Here is an 18,562-nt window from a genome sequence, read left to right on the forward strand (position 1 = left end):
GCGCCTCGAGGACGGCGCGTGGGAGCCAGCACATGGGAGCGGGCCGCTCGCAGGCGCGGCCGACGGCGCCTGCTCCTCGACGCGCTCAGCCGCGCCGGAGCCGTCTCCGGAACCGCCCTTGATCGCCTCCAGGTCAGTTGCTCCGTGGCGCCACTTCCCCCAGATAGCGCTCCCTCAAGGCCGCGACCCACGGCGCGCTCGTGATCCTCATGAGGCCGTCGACCGCGTCCTCCAGGGTGAGGACGTCGAAGGTGTCGTGTCGGCTCAGGAGCTCGCGGTATCGCGCGACAGCGTCCGCGCAGTGCCGGTTCTCGGCGGGGTGGACGACGACGAACAGGCCCTCCTGCCAGTGGTCGGCATCCACCGAGAGCATCTGGAGAGCGAGGAGGTGGTCGAACCACAGCTGCTGGAGGGGCGGGGTCTCGAGTTCGGGCAGCGCCGCTTCCGAGGTCAGACGGTGCGAGAGGGAGAGTGTCCGGTAGCGCTCGTCGTTGCGGGCGGCGCCGCCGCGCAGGTCCTCGTGGTACTTGACCTCGATCGCGACGAAGCCGCGCCCTCGCGGTCCCCGGTAGGTGACGAAGACGTCGAAGGCACTCTTGGTGCCCGTGTACCTCAGGTCGCCGCGACCGGGAGACCACTCGAAGGCGATCGACTCCACCGCCTCGATCCGGCGAGGCCACCAGGTGCGGCACACCTCCGTCGCCAGTTCGAGGTCGGCGGCGAGCTCGCCGAAGAGGTTGAAGCACAGGGGCTGGCTGGAGAGCAGGTCGACCCAGAGCCGTGGTTCGGCGAACAGCGCGCCGCGCTGTCGGTCGGCCAGGGCACGCCGCACGACCTCGCGGATCGTCGGGGTGAGGTAGTTGGCCATCCGGGGAGGGCGACCGTCGGCCTCGGTCAATCGGGAGCCGAGCGGCGCGCCCCGGTGCAGCCCGACGGCCAGGCCCTGCCGCTCCCGCCACAGCGCCTGGCGGAGCCGGGCCCGTCGTTGCCAGGCGTTGTCGCCGACGACGAGGGCGTGGTGCCGCTCCAGGACGGCGCGGTCGGTCGGCGCCGTCTCCGCCATCAGTTCCGCCAGCCCAAGGACCGCAGCAACTCGTCGACGCGACCGTGAGCCATGCCGACGTCCTCCATCCGCTCGGCGAGGGCGAGAAGCTCGCCCGCCACTTGCAGGTCGAAGTTCGACTTCAGCGAGTCGTAGGCGGGATCGAGCAGGAAGGACTCGTCGTCGATTGAGAGCTGCGCGACCCGATCCAGGAAGATCTCGAGCTTGCGGGCGGCGGTCGCCGTGTCCGGCCCACCCATGGACAGGTAGTCCAGCTCGCCCTCCCACAGCGACTGCTTGACCTGGTCACCCCGCAGCTCCAGCGCCGTTCCCATCGACCGAGGTCGTCCCGCCGACTCCAGCGCCTGCTTCGTGGCGTGTGCCATGCGGAAGAGGTTCTCGTCGGTGAAGGAGAAGCCGGCGAAGAGCACGTGCTTGGTCATCAACATGCCCTGCACGACTCCGGCCAGCGCGCCGCTCCGCTCCCCGAACCGCAGGTAGTCCTCGCGGGTCAGGACGATGCCGTCGTCGTGGTCGAGGTCCCCGTGGACCTTGAGCAGCCACTCCTGCTTCGGGGTCTCGAACGGCAGCACCGCCACCGGCCGGCCCTGATCCTGACGAGTGGTCTCGAAGAGCCGGTCGTAGTTGGTCGTCACGGTCTGATCGACCGGCAGGGCCGCGAGCAGCGCGTGCGCCAGCCCGTAGCGGTGCTGGGTGAGGATCGCGCGCAGCGCCTCCGGGAGCTTCGAGGTCCCCCCGAGCCTCCGGACGGCGAGCGTGGCCGCGTCCCGCGCGTCGAGCTTGGCGATGGCCTCCGTTTCTTTCGCGCCTACCCCGGCCTGCGACAGCAGACTCTCGAGGAGAGGGCCCCACAGCGGCAGACCGGCGCTGGCACTTACCCCTGCGCCGAGGAAGAGGGCGAGTTCCCGACGGCGCGCGCGGTTGGCCAACGAGTTCGCCGTCGCTTCCTGCGTCTCCTCGGGCAGCATCTGGTTGCGGAGCCGCCGGACGTGTTGGACAGCGGCGTGGTCCCGGGCAGTCCACAACACGAGCGCGGTGTCCTGACCATCTGCCGCGCGCTCGTCCAACAGGTCGAGCACCCCGGTGATCACATCACCGTGGTTGTCTTTCATCCAGCCCTGCCCGACCCCGACCAGCGGCATGGCCGTCAGGCGCCGTTCCCTACGATGCCGTGGCGCGTCCCCGAGGGCGGCAGTCGCCTCCAGGACGTTGCAGAGCGCGTCGGTGTACCACCCGACGGGCTCGGTCCCGGTGCCGCCGGTATCGACGAGCCAGACCCGCGGCCCGTCATCGGGAACCCGGGTGAAGCGTGCGAACCGTCGCTTCTCCCACACGTCCCGCTCGACGTCCAGGTCGTCCCGTTGCGGTCGGCGGCCACCCAGGACCTCGAGCCAGTGGTCACTGATGTTCAGGAACCGGTCGGTGGGCACGACGATGTCGTCGCACGCGAGGTGGGTCAGGTCCGCCCGGATCGCGAACACGTGGCCATCGCTCATGCGAAGCCGACCTCCACCAAGGTCACGCCGTTTTCCGAGATGTGGTGCCGCTGGCCCGAGCCGCCCACGACTCGCGACCAGTTGCTCACTTCCAGCACGGACCTGCCGCCTGGGTCCAGCCAGTGGTAGCTGAAGCCGCCGTACATGCCGGAGATCGGGCACCAGAACTTCGCCTCCGGGTACTCCTCGAGCGGCCCGAGCTCCGGCATGCGGTGGCTCTTGTCGAGCTGGCGGGCCCGCACGGTGATCAGCGCCGCCAGGTAGGTCTCCATGTCGGCGAGCCTGGTGTCGCCGAGGTGCGGGGACGGCCAGGCCACGCCGTCGGCCACCCGATCGTGGCCCTTCCGGCGGGCGATGGACTCGGCCGTTTCGCCCGCCGAGGTACGCAGCGTGCGCCAGGCTCCACGTTCGAGGAGAGCGCTCACGACGTCGAGGTCGGCACCGTGCCAGGCAGCCTGGTGCAGGGGCGCGAATCCGGACGTGCCGCCGACACGGATGCTGTTGACGGTGATCATCTCGGAGAACGGATGGTCCTCGTCGAGGATCGCCAGGACTTCGGTCCATCGTCCGGCCCGCGCCGCATCAGCGAGCTGGTCGCGGGTGGCGAAGAGTTCGGCGTTGAGGTCGCCTCGGTCGAGGATGCTGTCCCAGCGGAACTCGTCGAGATCATCGTCAGGCACGCATGGCTGGTCGTCCGAAGGTCGACGACCGTTACGAAAAGGTCACGGCCGGTCGATTGCTGGTCACTACCGCGCGAGCGCGACGCAGACGCGTCCTCCTCGAGGTCCGGCAGCGCGTCGAACACCTGGGCCTCCCGGCCGGTGCTGTTTGTGTGCGCTGGAGGTTGGTCGACACCGTGACCGAGCGGGCAGGCTGGTGTCGCCCAGGTCGACCGGCGTCCGACGAGGCGGTCCAGGACGCGGGTGAGTGCGGGGTAGGGCCTGCCCGTGACGGTCGCAACCACGACCTGAGGCCGTTGGACTTGAGGCTCAGGTCCCTCGACTGGTAGCGGAGCGCCGACGAGGGACCTCACGCATCGCCGAGTGGGGTTGTCCATCCTCGTCTGGTCGCCAACGCGCCGAACTCGAGGGAGGCAAGCAGGTCGTCACGCTCGAGGTCGGGGTAGTCCTCGAGAATCTCCTCGAAGGTCATGTCGGCGGCAAGAAGCTCAAGCACCGTCGTCACCGGGATGCGGAGCCCGCGAACTGTCGGCTGGCCGCGGCAGACGGCGGGGTTGGTGACGATGCGGTCGAGCCGGGACACGGGATGACCGTACTGCTCGTACACGTCGCCGTGATCGCTCGCGACTGCCCTCGGCAGCCTGCTCGCATGACTAGTGCCGCCACCCAATCGTCGCTAGCCAGCCCGAATCGGTCTACCGGGCCGTTCGCCGCGACGCGCGCCAAGGCCGGCATGAAGCCGTTCGACCTCGGGGCGCGAAGGGGCGGATGCGCCGATGCCCGATGTCCTGCGGCAGCTGGCCTTGGCTGACGCGGCCGCTCAACCACGTCGAGTCGCCAGCCAGTCAGATGATGACCTCTCCGCCTTCCGAGGTCAGCTGCAGTCGGCCGTCGACGGTCCGGAAGGTCACGCCCAGCACCTCGGAGTGCGCGGGCTCGACCACCTGCCCGGCGCGGTATAGCGTTGACGCCCGCGTCGCGGGGTCGAGGATGAGCACCTCCCGCACCCCTATTTCGTCGTACCAGGGCAGCTTCGCGAGGGTCTCGTCCTGCGGAGACAGGATCTCGACGACGAGCTCCGCGCCCTCGGCGCCGCGGGTGGACCCGTCCTCGGGCCGCCGGTAGAGCTGCTCGGGCACCCTGTAGTCGTCGCTACTGCGGAACAGGCCGGTCTCGATACGTGGCACGAGCCCGCGGCCCTTGGCCAGCTGACCGAGCAGGATGACGAGCTCCGTCGACAACCCCTGACGTGCATCAGCGGGTGGGGGCACCATGTGCAGGACTCCGTCCCAGAGCTCGTCGCGTCGGTCGAGCCCACGCGAGCGGCGCTCTGCCAGCAGCGATTCCGGGACTTCGGCTCTCATGGTCGAAGGGTCCCGCGTAACGCCGTCGGTCGCCCTGCGAAAGACACCACTGAAGACGCGGGTGGGCCGCGTCGTCGGGGGATGGGCGGGGACGGGCGATGGCGATCGCGATCATTGAGGCAAGGCGCAAGGCGTCGGAGAACCGCGACCGCCTCCGGCAGCTCGAGCAGCAGCGCGCCGCCCTCGTGGACCGGTGCACGGACGAGGAATTGCGGCAGGACGTTCTGCGGGCGCGAATCCACCGCGACGTTCTCGCGCCGTTCGCGACGGCGTTCTCGCTGGTGAAGAACGTGCACCTCGCCGACTTCGACGATTTCGAGATGCCCGGTGTCAGGGCTATGCCTGTGATCGAGCTGATCTCGAACCTCGAGGCGACCCTCAGGGCCGGGCGGACGTTGCTCGGCGGGGCCGGGGGCGGAGCCACGGCCGGCGCCGGATTGGGGGCAGCGACCTACGCTGCGGTTGGGGCGTTCGGGGTGGCGTCGACCGGCACCCCGATCGCGGCCCTCGCCGGTGCGGCCGCCGGCAACGCGACCCTGGCCTTCCTCGGCGGCGGGTCCTTGGCCGCGGGCGGCGGAGGAATGGCCGCGGGCGCGACTGTCATCGGTGGGGTCGTGGTCGTCCCTGCGCTCGTCGTCGGGCTTGGACTTGGCACCGTGTTGGGTCGCCGTGACTTGAAGAATGACGGCCGGAATAAGGCCGAGCTGGACCGCGCGGCCGCGCGGCTCGTCCAGGAGGAGATGCGCGTCGACGCGGTGCTGCTCCGCGCGGAGCACCTCAGGGAGGTCCTGCACCGCCTCCTCGACGCGGGCCTCGGAGCGCTCGGCGCGTTCACGGCGACCATCGAGGACCTCGACGACGTCCGTCTCTGGAGCAGCGCCGATCGCGCCCGCGTCGCGGCGATGGTCAGCGTCGTCGCCGTGATCACCCGACTTATGCGCGCTCCGTTAGTCGATGGCTCGGGCGCCGTCGCGGATCTCGACGGCGGGGCGCTCGCCGACGCCCACCGCTGGCTCCGGGTCTATCACGATGGCGGTTTTCGGTGAGCGACGATCCCTCGCGGGCGCCACGGACCGTCGCTATCGGGCTCGAGCCCGCCATCGGCGAGGCCATCCGCATCGCGACCCAGCGACTCGTGGAACAGACCGCCCGTTCTGCCCAGACCTGCCTCGATGTCGAGCAGTTGGTGGCCTGCCACGGGAAACAAAGCCACGAGCAGCTCGCCGGGTTCCTCTTCGAGCTGATGAGCGCGGACGCGTTCAACCGGCAGGCGATCGCGCTCGGTGAGCGCGCCCGAGCATCCGTCACCGCGTTTCTCGGCTCCCCCCACGCTGCGGCCGACATTCGGATCGTCGGAGCCTCAGGCGCGGTCCGCGAGGTGCAGGCCAAGCTCTACCAGAACGCCGCCCGGGCGGCGGCGCGTATGGCCGCACCGACCTATCGGGGCCTGGACCGCCTCGTTCCTTACAACCAGTACCAGTGCGCTGAGGCGTTCTACGACGACCGGCTCGCACGAGGCCTGAACCCGCTCCGGGTGTCTGAGCACGCCGATGCGCGGGCGCACCTGACCGACCGACTTCGCATGGACGGCGTGGAGAGCGCCCCGATCCCGTACGGGGAGGTTCACCGCGCCGCGCAGGACCCGCGGCGGTGGGCCAACCGCGCCCTTGCCGTGAATGCGGGCCGACAGATTGCTGCCGCGACCCTCACCGGAGCGGCGATCGGCGCCGTGTTCTCGGGCGTGGTCGAGGCGGTGCAGCACATCGGGCCGGTCCAGACAGGCGAGATGTCGGTGGCCGACGCGGCGCGCGCGGTGGTGGGATCGGCGCTGGCGGCGGGTGTCCGGAGCGGCGCAGTCGCCGGAGTCGGGGCTTCGCTCCAGTTCGCCGTCACCCGCGGTGGTGTCGCTGCCTCCGTCGTCGGGAGGGTCCCCGCCGGTGCTGTCGCTGGTGCGGTGGTCGGCATTGCCGAGTCGGCGTTAGCGTTCGCGCGGGGCGACATCGGTGTCTCGGAGTTCGCACTCCGGGCGTGCGAGTCGACGTTCGCAAGCGGCGCCAGCTGGGCGGGTGGCGCGTTCGGGCAGGCGGTGATCCCGATCCCTCTGGTGGGCGCTCTTGTAGGTGGGCTCGTTGGCCAGTGGTGCTCCACGATTGTCACTGACGCCATCCGAGGCTCGGTGGCGCGGGAAGACCTCGATCCGGAGCGCACGCCGGGCCCGCTCGTTGACCCGTCAGCTGTGGTGGACCCTCCGCCTGGAGAGGTCCTCGTCGGCAAGGTCACCCGGGAGGACTTGGACACTGGCGCAGAGTCATGGCCGTTCGACGACGCCAACGAGTTCGAGGCCTGGCTCGCCGATCCCGACGCGGTGCTGCTCCTCGACGCCAACGTGTTCGCCGGGTCGTCCACCGCTCGGCCATAGCGCTCGGCGTCATCCGGAGTGGGCCGGGCTTGAGCAGGAGGCCGACCTCCCGGCGAGGAGGCATCCAATGGCGGGTCGGCCCGATCATCGTCGGACGCGCTCGCAGGGCATGTCGGTCCCCCGGCCCCCGGCCTACTCCACCGCACGGCCGACGCCGGGTAAGCCAGCGTAGGAGGGCTCAGGGCGGTCTAAACCCTGGTCCTTAAATCAGGACCGCAGCCAGCCCTTCGACCGCAAGAGGGTGGCGACGTCGCGTGAGCCGTGCCGTCGGTTGTCACCCGCCGGTATCGGCGTCACAGACCCGCCCAAGGCCCAGTGCTGGACGTCCCGCCGCACTACGGCGGGAGTCGCCGAACACGCCGCACTCCTGGGGCGAGATTCAGGTCAAGGAGTTGTGCCGTTCCGCCCCACAGCGCTTTCGCCTAGATCTAGCCTCGCTGCGACTAGCTGTACTGGACGCTGAGGGGGAGCGGTGACGGGACCGGGCGCCGGGTACGACGCGACGCTGGCAGCGCTGCAGACCTGTGCCGAGCAGATGGGCCGTGTGCAGGGCGCTGTTGAAGGCATTCTCCGCGGCCTTCACGGCTGGGACAAGCGGCGCCAGTAGCGCCGCGGGCGAGGGGCCGCTCGCTGGGACGCTAGACACGTTGGCAAAAGAAGCCACGGATCGGGCGAAGGAGATGGGGGCGGAGACCGACCAGCTCGCGAAGGCTCTGCGCGAGTCCGCGGAGAGCTACCAACTCAGTGACGCCCGGGCCAGTGCTCAGGTCGGAGCAGTGTCGTTCGGCGGGGTGACGGGGTGACGGCGCCAATCCCAGGCGACCCCGGCGCAATCCGGGCAGGTGCCCAACAGATTCGTCAAAGTGCCACAGAAGCCAACGAGGCCGGCCGGATGCTCGGCAGCGCAGAGCAGACCGCAGCGGGCGGCTGGGCCGGCGCGGCGCACGACGCCTTCGATGGTGCTGCCAGCCGGACAAGCACTCGGGTGGCGTCACTGGCGCGCCTCGCTGGCGCGGCGGCACCTCTGGACACCTACGCTTCGGAGCTGGAATCGATCCAGCGTGAGTTCGCTGCGGCGTCCGCCCGCTTCGAAGCAGCGTTCGCGACGGTGACCGGTCCAGGCCGCCGAGCGCTCAGACCGATGCAGCTCGAACGAACATGGAGGCTGAAGGCGCAGCGATCGAGGCGCTGCGCCGTCGCGCAATCGAGGCGAACGAGCGTGCCGCGGCAGCGGTCGGGCAGGTGGCGCAAAGCGCGACCGACGAGTTCTCCGGCGCTCAGCAGCAGGTCAGGCGCGAACCAGCTGGTCCCCGCGCTCACGATTGCTGCCGGAAGCGATTCCTCTAGCTTGCAATTGGGATTTCGGCACTACCAATCTCCCGGCTCACTTAGCCAAGAAACGCGGACCGCTTAGCCACTCACCCAAGGCCCGACCCTGCAGTCGTTCCGTCCTTGTCCCTCGTCGAACAAAGATGACCTCGCTCGCCGACTGGGTGTCAAGGTAAACGGGAAGTGCACATCGCGGAATATTGACTACCGCTACATCTTTCCCGTCCTGTTCCACCCAATCAAGATTAATGCCAATGTATTCCCAGTTCGGGCTCATGAACTTGCCAACATAATCTGCGAGCCTTTGCGTGAACCCGTCTCGGCTCTGAAGCTTACCTAAACAACGGAAATCTTCCGCTAAGCCGAGAACCTCACCATCGTCTGCCTGGCCGATTACGAGCTGGCCACCATCAGTGTTTGCGAGCGCCGCGATGGACTTCCCGACGCTCTCCTGGAGAACCTTACGGTTCACGTCTGCTCTTTGTGAATCGACAGGAGTCAGGAACGATGACTTTCGTTCGTGCTGCTGGCTCTCATCTTCCTGCAAGACATTGACCGGGTCTAGTGCGCTCCCTGAGCCGGGACCCGGTTTCAGCCATTTTGCTGTCTCCCGGCTTCTGTCTAAGACTGCATCTAGGATATTACTGATCCAGCGGGCATTATCGGGGTTTCTGTCGACGAGAAAGTCGGCAGAGACTGATGCTGCAATGAGAACAACGTGACCACCACCGTAGGTCTTTATGGAAGCCCATGGCGAAGGGAAGTTGCGATCGACGAACTGGTCAGAGATCATGACGGCAGTACTTGAGTGGCCGCTGCCTAGAATTTCTTCTCTCGGGGCGATAGCAATGCTGCCGAGAGTAAGGATTGAATCGATACCAGTCCAGATTGTCTCGAATCTGTCTCCAATGCGCATCAGCTCAGGGCGAAATCGCTGACTACCCTTAGAATCTTCGGCACCGATATCGTATAGATAGCGAACGCCTTCCTCGCGCGAAGGGAAATAGGCGCCGAGGAATTCCTGGGCCTCGTCGACCGCCGACCCATGGTCTTCGAGGTAGTAGCGACCCGCGTCCGCGACGATGAGTTGGCCGCCTTGGAATACAAAATTCTTAACCGAATCAAATGGGACTCGTATGGGGTGCCCGTCGCTGTGGTTCCACCCCCCTTCCATATACACTACGTCGAAACTCGTCATATCTCGCACCGGCACAACGTATTCCGATAGGTGACCTGCGAGCAAAGGAGAGTCGTCTTCAACGACAGCTCCGCACAGACGTAATTTATGGTCGGCCGAAAGTTGACGAACCAAGGACCGACCAGCGAGCTCAAACCCGTCGTACTTCAAGAGCTGGGCAATATAAAGGATACGCACGAAACCGATCCTATCGGACTGGCCGACGTTCGGATCATGCAGGCCGGCCTGGGCTATATACTCGTTCGGAGGCTCACCACTTGCCCCACCGATAACGGTAGCAAGATACTTAGGCACAAGCCGCACCCACGAATTTTCGCTCGCACCATCAAGGAAGTCCACGCGCGGGGATATGCGCCCAAGTCCGAGTTGAAGACGACACGGTTAGGTTCTCAGATCGAGTCACCGGCTTGGCATGGTGAAGAACCCTAGATGCGGCTCAGCGAGTGATCCGACAACTACGCCGCGGTCCAAAAATCTGTTGAACTCTTCACACGACGTCTCAGGGAGCAAGGCACAACCATGGCAAGCCGCCATATTACAAGATTCCGGCCCTTGCCCCGCCTCGCCAAGTTCCATGCAGACAGGATCTGCTGAACACCAAGCCGCCTTACTGAGGGCGGTCTCCAAGACGCGGCCAAAGTTCTCCGGACGCCCCATCCTCACCAGGCCGCCCATAGTTCCCTCAGAGTCCCCGGCCGCCGTGTAGATGAGCACTCCAGCCATCTCGCGACCCGCGTCTGATGACACGTACAGTCGCTCCCTCAAGGACGCCGAACTGTATCCGCAGGAGTAGACAAACTCATTTATGAGCAGATGGGCGAGAGTATGCAGTAGAACAAATCGGGGAATAACAGACCGGGGCTTCAGCCCTCGTCGCTCCCGCGCAGTCTCGAAGGTGCTGGCCATAACTGACACGCGTTTCTGCACGTCTGGTCCGGTCTCCCACGAGTGCAGCGCATTTGGTTCGAGCTCTAAGAAAATTCCTTCACCGCGAACGACGTACGCAGGTAGCCAGTCATCGTCCGGCGATACTGGCCGAGCGCGCATCAGCGCCTTGCCGTCAGACAATTTCAGCGCCCCGTCACGAACTCGAGTGAACCCTCGCATAACTCTCGTCTCGCGCAGTACGTCTACCGCTCGTGCACTGGCGAACCACCGCGTGGCCCCCTCTGGTAGACCCACGTCTCGAACTGTCAAGTCCGAATGCTTCATCTCGGATCGAAGCATGACGTGCTCGGGGCGCCGCAAGTCCTCTGTTGAAGTCACCGCATCGTCGTCCGTGACTTCCGCATCAGACTCATCGGCGGGGCCCGCGATCTCGTCGAGGCCAGCTTGCAACTCGGTATCTGTAAACGGCGCAAATAAGTTGGGAGGCTTGATCTTTGTGCGGATCATGGTCGGCGTCAGCCGGCCAACAAGACCCTTCATGACATCGAGCTTCCCGTAGATATCGGGTCGACGCATAAGATCAAGAACTTCGCCGCTCGCCAAACCTTTCTGCGGCGGTAGGTAAATCGACGATTCGACTTGCGGAAAGTAGACATTACCTGCTCCGCGCAATGCGGCCCTTAGTGGTTGACCACAGCCAGACCCGGGGTCCGCGACCCAGGGGCGACTACCCTTGCACGGGAAGGGCTCCTGCTTGGAAAGCTCGGTTGTTAGGGCGGTCTCCTCCCCGCGGTCCGTCCGCTTTGAGGTCGTTACACGGTCAAGGGTGCGCTCGGCGCCGCACTGATCGCAATGGACGATTTGGCCGGCCAACGAGCCACCACCACGAGCAAAGAGACGAAGGGGCCCGTGGCAAGAGGGAGCCACGTTCCGATGCACCCACTCAAGCCACGGGAAGTCATCAAGATGCCCAGACTCACAGATGGTTACGAAAGGCACCTGCACCATCGGCGGGCGTCTCTTCATCTCGTTGTGCCGATCATCCTTACAACGAACACGTTCAGACAGAGACAGCGGACTCCGCTGCAGTCTCTTGCAGTAGATACAGAACGACCAGCGAGGGAACCTCAGGACTGGTACGGACAAGTTGCGATTGATCGGACTCTGGCCAGCCGAACGCCTTCGATAGTCCGGCGGCAGCCGAAGCTGGTGAACGTGAAGTCGCTCTTCGAGTCGCCATTCGGGCGCCACAAACTCGTCCACAGAGACGTTACTCGGGTCGTCGCTTACGAACCACTGGTCTAGACCGGCCGTGATAACCGACGTACCGTCCACTAACATACTCATGGCGCCGACGCCAAAAGGGCTCACTAACTGCGATCGTCGCATATTTCCGGTGCCCATTACTCGTCTCCCTCGTGAGCCGACGGGACAGACAACGTGTAGTTTGAAGTTATGCGGAGCATGCACTCCGAATCGACTGACCTCATACTTGTGGGAACCTCCCAGCTCATCCCAGCACCCTCCATAGGAGGAACGCCCGGGAAGCGCATAAGACCCTGAAGAGGGTTTCCGCTACCGCGGTCAGACGCATCCCATTCAGTCCGTTCGCCACGCTTCCACTGTTCGGCTCGCTGACTAGCCACCCGGTCGAAACTCGCGAGTTCGTCTGGATCGGAGAGTGCCGCCCTTTCTCGTAAGACCTTGGTTGCAGCTTCTACCCAATCTGAGGGGTACGGATCGGGCACGAGGTTTATTGGTGCTTGTTGCCTGATGTAAGACAACAACGCTCCCACGAACGCTCGCTGTAGGACGGGCGGTGAGAACGGGGTTAGAGAGGTGGGTTCGACTTGGGCGTACAAGCGCTGGTGGTAAGCAGCAAAGCGCTCGAAATGGCTTCGGTCCCTAGGGCGAGAAGGCGCATAGATCGTGACGACGAGTCCTGGTCGCTCAGCCCACTTTCGGCCAACGCGCCCTGAGACTTGGATGTACTGTGCAGTCGTCTTCGGCTGGCCCACGATTGTCATTAATGACAGTCGGTCGATGTCCACGCCAACTTCGATGATATTCGAGGCTAAGCAGACGTCTACACAGCCGTCCTTGCCGTAGGTGAGCGAAAGCTCCTCAATGGCTTTCGGAATCTCGTCACTCCGTCGTCGACTAGTGAGCTCGAGGACGTTGCGTGGATTACGAAGTCCGCCACGCTCAAGGCCATCGCGCCGCCAAACGCCCTGAAGGTAGTCGGGGATGTCCGATTGCAGTAAAGATACAGTGTTACCCAGCTCTCGCAGGCTGTTTAGGAAGTTCAAGTTTGTCCAGTACGGGTCCCGTTCATCAGGGGGAAGACTCTGGACGGCTTGGAGCGATGCAGCTCCAACCCGTACCTGTGCCGACTGGATTGAACCTAGTGCCGGAGCAAGTACACCGAGATACCGTCTACCAGGCGCAAGTCGTCCATCAGGCAACCGCGCAGGCTCTGCAAAGAACGAATGACCCTCCTCCAGGCCGTGGGGAGGAAAGAGTGCCGTCCGAGTTCGGCCATATAGATCGCGGACTTGCCGTTCGAATTGTCTAATGGTCGCCGTAGACGCGATAATCTTTGGTTTCACTTCTGACCTATCGCGCCGGTCGGTGCACAAGTCCTCAATCACCGACTCGTATAAACCCACCATCGAGCCAAGAGGTCCCGAAATAAGGTGCAGCTCGTCCTGGATGATGATCGTTGGAGGCGAAAATGCACGACTACCGTCATTTCCAAGTCCGAAGATTGCTCTAGCCTCGGGTCTCCATGCCAACATCGCAAACTTGTCCACAGTTCCGATGACAAGAGAAGGTCTCTCAAGATAGATATCTTCGTCGATCACATATACAGGTAGCCCCCGCCGCCCGCTGAAATCACAGTCGGCATCGGGACAATGCAGTCGCACTTTCTTATTCGCTTCGGCCGAATACCCGGCCATCTCCTGATTTCGCTTCGTGCCTTGAGATGCAATAGGCCCCATTCTCGCGCCGCACCAAGGGCAGCGAAGTAGCAGAAATCGATTCTCGGCCGATGGCTCGGTACGCAGTCTCTTGAGGGTTTCGAGCGCCACCCTGTGTGTATTCGGCGTCGAATCGCCGCCTAACCAGATGCCGATACTGATGCGTCTCATTCCCATATCGCCATAATGAAGGCGTTGGTTCTCAAGGACGCAGATTAGAGATGCTGCCCTAACGAACTGCTGTGCAGTAAGTAAACGAAGCGTATAACGCATGATGACGTCGGTACCGCCATCGGCTGGGTCGCGCAAGCGACGAGAGATCAGACTAATCGCCGCTGCTCCGAGGTATGCTTCAGTCTTGCCTCCACCCGTAGGAAAGAAGATTAGCTCGACAATTTCCCGGTTGGGGTGATGCGGGTAGACGATTTCTTCAAGACAGGTAAGGATGAAAGCAATCTGGAAGGGCCGCCAGTATCCTTCCAGAGTCATCGGATCAACGACGGGCTGCTGGCCGTCGACTTGGAAAAGCCGATTCTTGTCCAAACGAACGGCTCGCAGCGGTAGTCGTGATCGAACTTGCTGAAGCAACATTGCTTCGTTCGCCCGACAGAACGCAGTACGCACGTAGTTATCGGTCTGGACGAGCGACCATCCGGACTCCATCCTAGCGAGTGCATCTCGACATTTCTGCATATGCACCATCGCCTGGCTTTGCAAATGTGCGGAAAGCTCTCCGATCTCAGCTTCTCGCGACTCGATCCATGCCTTGTAGGCAGCTAGTAGTTGCTCGACCTCGCGGTCGGCTGAACCGTCGTCAATCCCGTAAGCGAGAGTGCGCATACTCACTTGCAACTTCTTGATATCCCCATCTGCACCCGTGACAGTGATGTCAGGGGTGAGGCTAGGAACTTCGTAAACAGGCAGGGGATCGGCGCGGACGAACTCAATTGGGCCGTTCTCCCGATCGTCCCAGGCTGCAGCACAACCGTGGCCTACTGCGTACGGCTGCTTGTGACGGTATAGGAGCTGCTGCGATAGTTCCTCCGACTCTTCGACCACGTAATCGCCCGATTCCCTCGCCGGATAGGCTTCAATTGCCGCCTTCGCGCTTGGGACTACCTCGAAGCCGGCCTGAAAGAAGGCACCTGCGGCCCCACTCACCTTTGAGGAGTTGATGACAGCAACAGTTACGATGTACGACCCGTGTATGTCTTTCGCGTGTCTCTTACGTGCATACAAAGCGATCTGCGGCACGATAGACGCTGCCGGAGGCTGGGGATTGCTATTGAGCGTGACGAGTCGGTGTTCAGCAGATTTGATCGTCTCATGATCTACGATGGTGTGAATCACTACCGGACGGCGAACCCACCACGTAAGCTGTTTCTTAGAGGCTGCCACCGACACCTTTACGGCTTCGTAGTAGGCCCCTGAACATCTGATCGATATTGTCCCGGTAACGTCTTGTAGATCGAGTCTAAACGATAGGCCTTGTGCACTTGGCTGGAAGGAGTTCGCATCGCTGAGGTCGAAATCGTCGCTATCGGCATCCGCCGACTCGGCTAACTGCCGTGGAACGATTTCGGCGGAAGTTGGGGCAACGTCGGGATCGTCGTTCGTCGGCAGGTTCACGACCCCGATGAGTGCTTGTTCAACCCCGCCACTAGGCCCGACTTCGTCTACGTTCTGCTGTTTCTTGTCTCCCACCGAATCGGTCGCCCGCCCGCGGGGAAACAGAATCCCTACGCCATACCGTCGCAGCGGATCGGTCTCAGTCAAGATCTCTTGCTTCGAGATCTCGTCATGCCACGGCCCACGGGCCTCTTCCCAGGTCTGGAAAAGGACGGGACGAGTCGAAATGTCCAGAGCCCGCCCTAACGGTGCTGCTGATTCGATCGGGCCAAAGAGCTCGCGCCGGAGCTCGTTCTCCATGTGGTCACGGGCCTTCATTAGAACGTCCTTTCCGGCAGAACCTGGCTGCCGATGGCGTCTCTAGTCGCAAGAATAACTAGGCGATCTGTCGCGCGGGACAAACCAATATAAAGAAGGTCAGCGAAGTCGCGACGCGAAGAATCGTCAATGTCGGTCAGAACCACTGCGGCGGATTCGAGGCCCTTGAAGGAGTGAACAGTGCATGTGCGTATTCGATTTGCCGGGGCCTCAGTGCTTTCCGAGAGCTGCGGGCTCAACCACGAGTCGTCGCACCGCGCAGCGGCGGAGTCTTTCGCGCGAAGGCTGAGGATAACGATCTCTCCAGCCGTGAAGCCCTCATCTCGAAGCTCACGAACCGCGCGAATCAAGAGAGGAACCTGCTGGTCGTCGGTTTTATACCAGTAATGCTTTGTGGTCTGTCCATCATCCTGGCGCCGGAATCTTGCGTAACCTGGTTCCATGTTCGATAAGTATTCAACGGTATGGCCGATTCGCGGAAGATTTCGACAGTTCGAACTCAACTTATAGCTGACCAGCGTTCCTGCGCGCGATTTCAGGACATCGCGACCGTCTCGTGCTCCATAAATTGCCTGCCGATCAAAGTCTCCGAAGTACAGGCACCTTCCGCCGGCTAGCCCGCCTTTCACCAGTAGGTCTAGTACGTCAAGGTACTGAGGAGAGCAGACGTCTTGAATCTCATCTACTACTAAGAAATCGTAAGCATACTCAGCATCAAGCAGGATCTCGACCGCCGCATTGGGTAGTTCGTTAGTCCAGAATTCATCAGTTGGACTCTCTGGCACTTGCAGTTTCGTCAGCTGCAGCATGAAGCGGTGGAGCGTGCTCACTTCCAACCCTGCGATCTGCACAGTGCGCTCTAGATGCCGACCTAGCCCACTATTAAAACAGAGAAGTAGACCGGTGGCATGGTTAGATACTTCCCGCCTGCACGCTTCAACAGCGAGAAAAGTTTTTCCAGAGCCAGCTGGGCCTGTAAAGATGACTGTTCGCTCTTCGGCCATAGCGTCTAGAGCGTCGTACTGCTCCTCCAGAAAAGAACTCAACGCGCGACTTCGGCTGGTCTTTAGCTCATTCGCAGTGGTCGCCAGTTCAAATTTAGGGCGCAACGCGGACACAATTGCGGCAGTCTTCTTCGAGCTTGGCTGATCTGCATCAATCTGAAGCCCCGAGACCCGGTCCCTGAGGTGCTTTCGACCTGCCTCGAGCGTCCTTGAGACTGCAGAGCCTGGGCCTCCTTCTAGATCGTCTCGATCTAAGAGCTGCCACGGATGCCATTCAGGACTGGTAGGGAGGATCCTGCGTGCTCTAATGTGAGTGAACCACACGGCAAAGACGATGGGAGTTCCTTGAAGTGCAACTCTGCGCTTCTGTAAGTAGTCGCGAATGCTGTGCATCTCGTCTGAGGCCTGCTGAAATGGACTCTTCGCGCGAGGTGGTTGCGACCCGAGCACCCAAGTTCCGTTTTCTTCCCTGCGTATGCTTCGATGAGATTTCACCTCGATCACGGCTACGCCCAGTCCCGGTGCAACTACAACGAAGTCAGCCTCACCTTGAACCTGCCGACGATGGCGTGCGATATCGAGCGAGTGTAATACCGACCAGCCTGCTGTTGAGGGGTCGGACGCAAAGCGCTCGAACAACATTCTCTCGCCCGGCGGGCAGCCCTCTGGCATGATTGGAGGAATCATTCGAGCCATCGGGCACTCCTATCGAACTCGGGAATACGTACAGCGGTTCGGGGGACGAGGTACTCGTCGGGGGAGATCGCAAGTACTCGTGCGGCGATGATGCTGGCGAATCCTGATGTCTCTAGGCGCAGCTTAACGATGCCGTTGGCGCGAAGGAGGTCGAGGTCCGTGGCGCTTAGTGCGCTTTCAAGCGCGCCTCGTACTTCGTTCACAGCCCGGTACCTCGCACGCGAGTAATTGTCGGCGTTCGATATGTACGTTTCTACTGGTTCGAGACCTAACCAGACCAGGAGATTTCGAAAGTCATTGGTACTCTGAGGTCGAGCAAGAGTTGGTTCTATCCATGCTGGGGCGCGCGTGGAAGCCTCAACGCCTGCTCGGTCCAGCTGACGAGCGACTTGGTGAGTCCCGTGCCGACGGAGGGCCCGCGCAAGTGAATCCTTCCACTCACGTTGAGCTGTTTCTACCGCGTGTCGCTTTTCCCCTAGAACGTACATGGTCAGTTCGTAGAGTGCATCGGAATTGGTAATGCCCTCGCGTAAGATCAGGTAGACTCCAGGCACGATCGTCTTCTCATCCTGCTGGTAAACCCTCTCGCCAGCGGGTTGGTCAGGGTCGAGTGCGCGAATCCAGCCGCCATCTTGGTCTAGTAGCATTGAGCGCCCTCCCGCAAGCATCACGCGCCGGGCGAGTACTTCATCATCAAGCGGGGCTCGCGAGGGTGGAGACACGTCGGACCAACTGAGATTAGAATGAGTATCATCGACGAAGTCGTCGTCAGATTGTTCGTGTACGTCCTCGTGGTCCAAGGCGTCAGTAACGGTCGTATCAATCGCGATCCGTATAGATGGTTTAGGGCGGACACCATCAGTCGAGTGCTCCGTTAGAAATGATATGGGAAGAGCACGATCAGGAACCCAGCGTGGGTAGATGTAGGAGAGCTTGGGGCACGTCGGCGCCAGGTAACTCTTTGGTCCAAGTAGAGCAGGTGGACCGAGGAGATAGGAATGACAGTCCCGTTGGACGTCACCCCGACCGACCACCTGTATATTGGCCGGCTCAAGGTCGCAATGTGACAGCCAGTCGCGAATTCCCTGCTCCGCACGGGCATTCATCACAACAATAACGGATTTGGCATGTCCGCTCGTCTGAACGGCTTCGAGAAGTACATTGCCCATTGGGGATGGGCTGCTTGCGAGGCCGTCGGCGTGATCCGACAGCATCCGCAAGAAGTCCCGCGTGTCGGAGCCCACGAAAGGGGCTCCTCGTGCCACGACCCCGTGTAGTTCCTCCACGGCTTTCGCGTGCCGAACGCTGAACGTTGCGGGGAAGGGTTCAGTCGAGCGAAGACGCCTGAGGTACCTGGCGATTGGGAGAAGATCTTCCCACATCTCGAGTGGTTGCTCTAGCTGCAAGCGCCCGGCAGCTCTTACTAAGTTGCTGAACGCCCTACCGCGCTTGTCCTCGACTATTACTAGTTCTACTGCATCTGCCGCTCGGCTAACC

The 18,562-nt window shown here is 62.7% G+C and carries 13 protein-coding genes; 2 read left to right on the top strand and 11 right to left on the bottom strand.

Annotated features, from left to right (window positions below):
• Positions 1–133 precede the first annotated feature (133 nt).
• The 5 genes from ACFPBZ_RS02800 to ACFPBZ_RS02820 form a co-directional block, all read right to left on the bottom strand.
• Positions 134–1,063: a Tn7 transposase TnsA N-terminal domain-containing protein gene (locus ACFPBZ_RS02800; protein ID WP_378034475.1), complete on the bottom strand. Its 930-nt coding sequence runs from the start codon at positions 1,061–1,063 to the stop codon at positions 134–136.
• Positions 1,063–2,559 (bottom strand): SIR2 family protein, encoded by a 1,497-nt coding sequence (locus ACFPBZ_RS02805; protein WP_378034476.1) that lies wholly within the window; start codon positions 2,557–2,559, stop codon positions 1,063–1,065. Before ACFPBZ_RS02805 ends, ACFPBZ_RS02800 begins: the two co-directional genes overlap by 1 nt.
• The gene (locus ACFPBZ_RS02810; RefSeq protein ID WP_378034477.1) at positions 2,556–3,239 is read right to left on the bottom strand and encodes a hypothetical protein; all 684 of its coding nucleotides are present in this window, start codon (positions 3,237–3,239) and stop codon (positions 2,556–2,558) included. Before ACFPBZ_RS02810 ends, ACFPBZ_RS02805 begins: the two co-directional genes overlap by 4 nt.
• A 349-nt stretch (positions 3,240–3,588) precedes the next feature.
• Positions 3,589–3,822 (bottom strand): DUF433 domain-containing protein, encoded by a 234-nt coding sequence (locus ACFPBZ_RS02815; protein WP_378034478.1) that lies wholly within the window; start codon positions 3,820–3,822, stop codon positions 3,589–3,591.
• Between the two features lie 262 nt (positions 3,823–4,084).
• Positions 4,085–4,603, bottom strand: coding sequence for a Uma2 family endonuclease (locus ACFPBZ_RS02820; RefSeq protein ID WP_378034479.1), 519 nt, complete (start codon positions 4,601–4,603; stop codon positions 4,085–4,087).
• Between the two features lie 98 nt (positions 4,604–4,701).
• On the opposite strand from ACFPBZ_RS02820, the gene ACFPBZ_RS02825 reads away from it, so the two are divergent.
• Positions 4,702–5,649 (top strand): hypothetical protein, encoded by a 948-nt coding sequence (locus ACFPBZ_RS02825; RefSeq protein ID WP_378034480.1) that lies wholly within the window; start codon positions 4,702–4,704, stop codon positions 5,647–5,649.
• Positions 5,646–7,022, top strand: a complete 1,377-nt coding sequence (locus tag ACFPBZ_RS02830) for a hypothetical protein (RefSeq protein ID WP_378034481.1) — start codon at positions 5,646–5,648, stop codon at positions 7,020–7,022. The genes ACFPBZ_RS02825 and ACFPBZ_RS02830 overlap by 4 nt, the downstream gene beginning before the upstream one ends.
• A 1,032-nt stretch (positions 7,023–8,054) precedes the next feature.
• Here ACFPBZ_RS02830 and ACFPBZ_RS02835 read toward each other — a convergent pair.
• The 6 genes from ACFPBZ_RS02835 to ACFPBZ_RS02860 form a co-directional block, all read right to left on the bottom strand.
• On the bottom strand, positions 8,055–8,342 hold the full coding sequence (locus ACFPBZ_RS02835) for a hypothetical protein (RefSeq protein WP_378034482.1): 288 nt from the start codon (positions 8,340–8,342) through the stop codon (positions 8,055–8,057).
• Positions 8,343–8,406: 64 nt separating this feature from the next.
• Positions 8,407–9,888, bottom strand: a complete 1,482-nt coding sequence (locus ACFPBZ_RS02840; RefSeq protein ID WP_378034483.1) for an AlbA family DNA-binding domain-containing protein — start codon at positions 9,886–9,888, stop codon at positions 8,407–8,409.
• A gap of 60 nt (positions 9,889–9,948) precedes the next feature.
• Positions 9,949–11,841, bottom strand: coding sequence for a DrmB family protein (drmB, locus tag ACFPBZ_RS02845; RefSeq protein ID WP_378034484.1), 1,893 nt, complete (start codon positions 11,839–11,841; stop codon positions 9,949–9,951).
• Positions 11,841–15,365 carry a helicase-related protein gene (locus tag ACFPBZ_RS02850; RefSeq protein WP_378034485.1) on the bottom strand — a complete coding sequence of 1,175 codons (3,525 nt, stop codon included), beginning with the start codon at positions 15,363–15,365 and terminating at the stop codon, positions 11,841–11,843. Before ACFPBZ_RS02850 ends, drmB begins: the two co-directional genes overlap by 1 nt.
• Complete coding sequence (locus ACFPBZ_RS02855) at positions 15,365–17,065, bottom strand: nuclease-related domain-containing DEAD/DEAH box helicase (RefSeq protein WP_378034486.1); 1,701 nt, start codon at positions 17,063–17,065, stop codon at positions 15,365–15,367. The genes ACFPBZ_RS02850 and ACFPBZ_RS02855 overlap by 1 nt, the downstream gene beginning before the upstream one ends.
• On the bottom strand, positions 17,053–18,309 hold the full coding sequence (locus ACFPBZ_RS02860; RefSeq protein ID WP_378034487.1) for a hypothetical protein: 1,257 nt from the start codon (positions 18,307–18,309) through the stop codon (positions 17,053–17,055). The genes ACFPBZ_RS02855 and ACFPBZ_RS02860 overlap by 13 nt, the downstream gene beginning before the upstream one ends.
• Between the last annotated feature and the right edge of the window lie 253 nt (positions 18,310–18,562).

It is taken from the genome of Actinomycetospora atypica (assembly GCF_042653685.1).
GTDB classification, from domain to species: Bacteria; Actinomycetota; Actinomycetes; order Mycobacteriales; family Pseudonocardiaceae; genus Actinomycetospora; species Actinomycetospora atypica.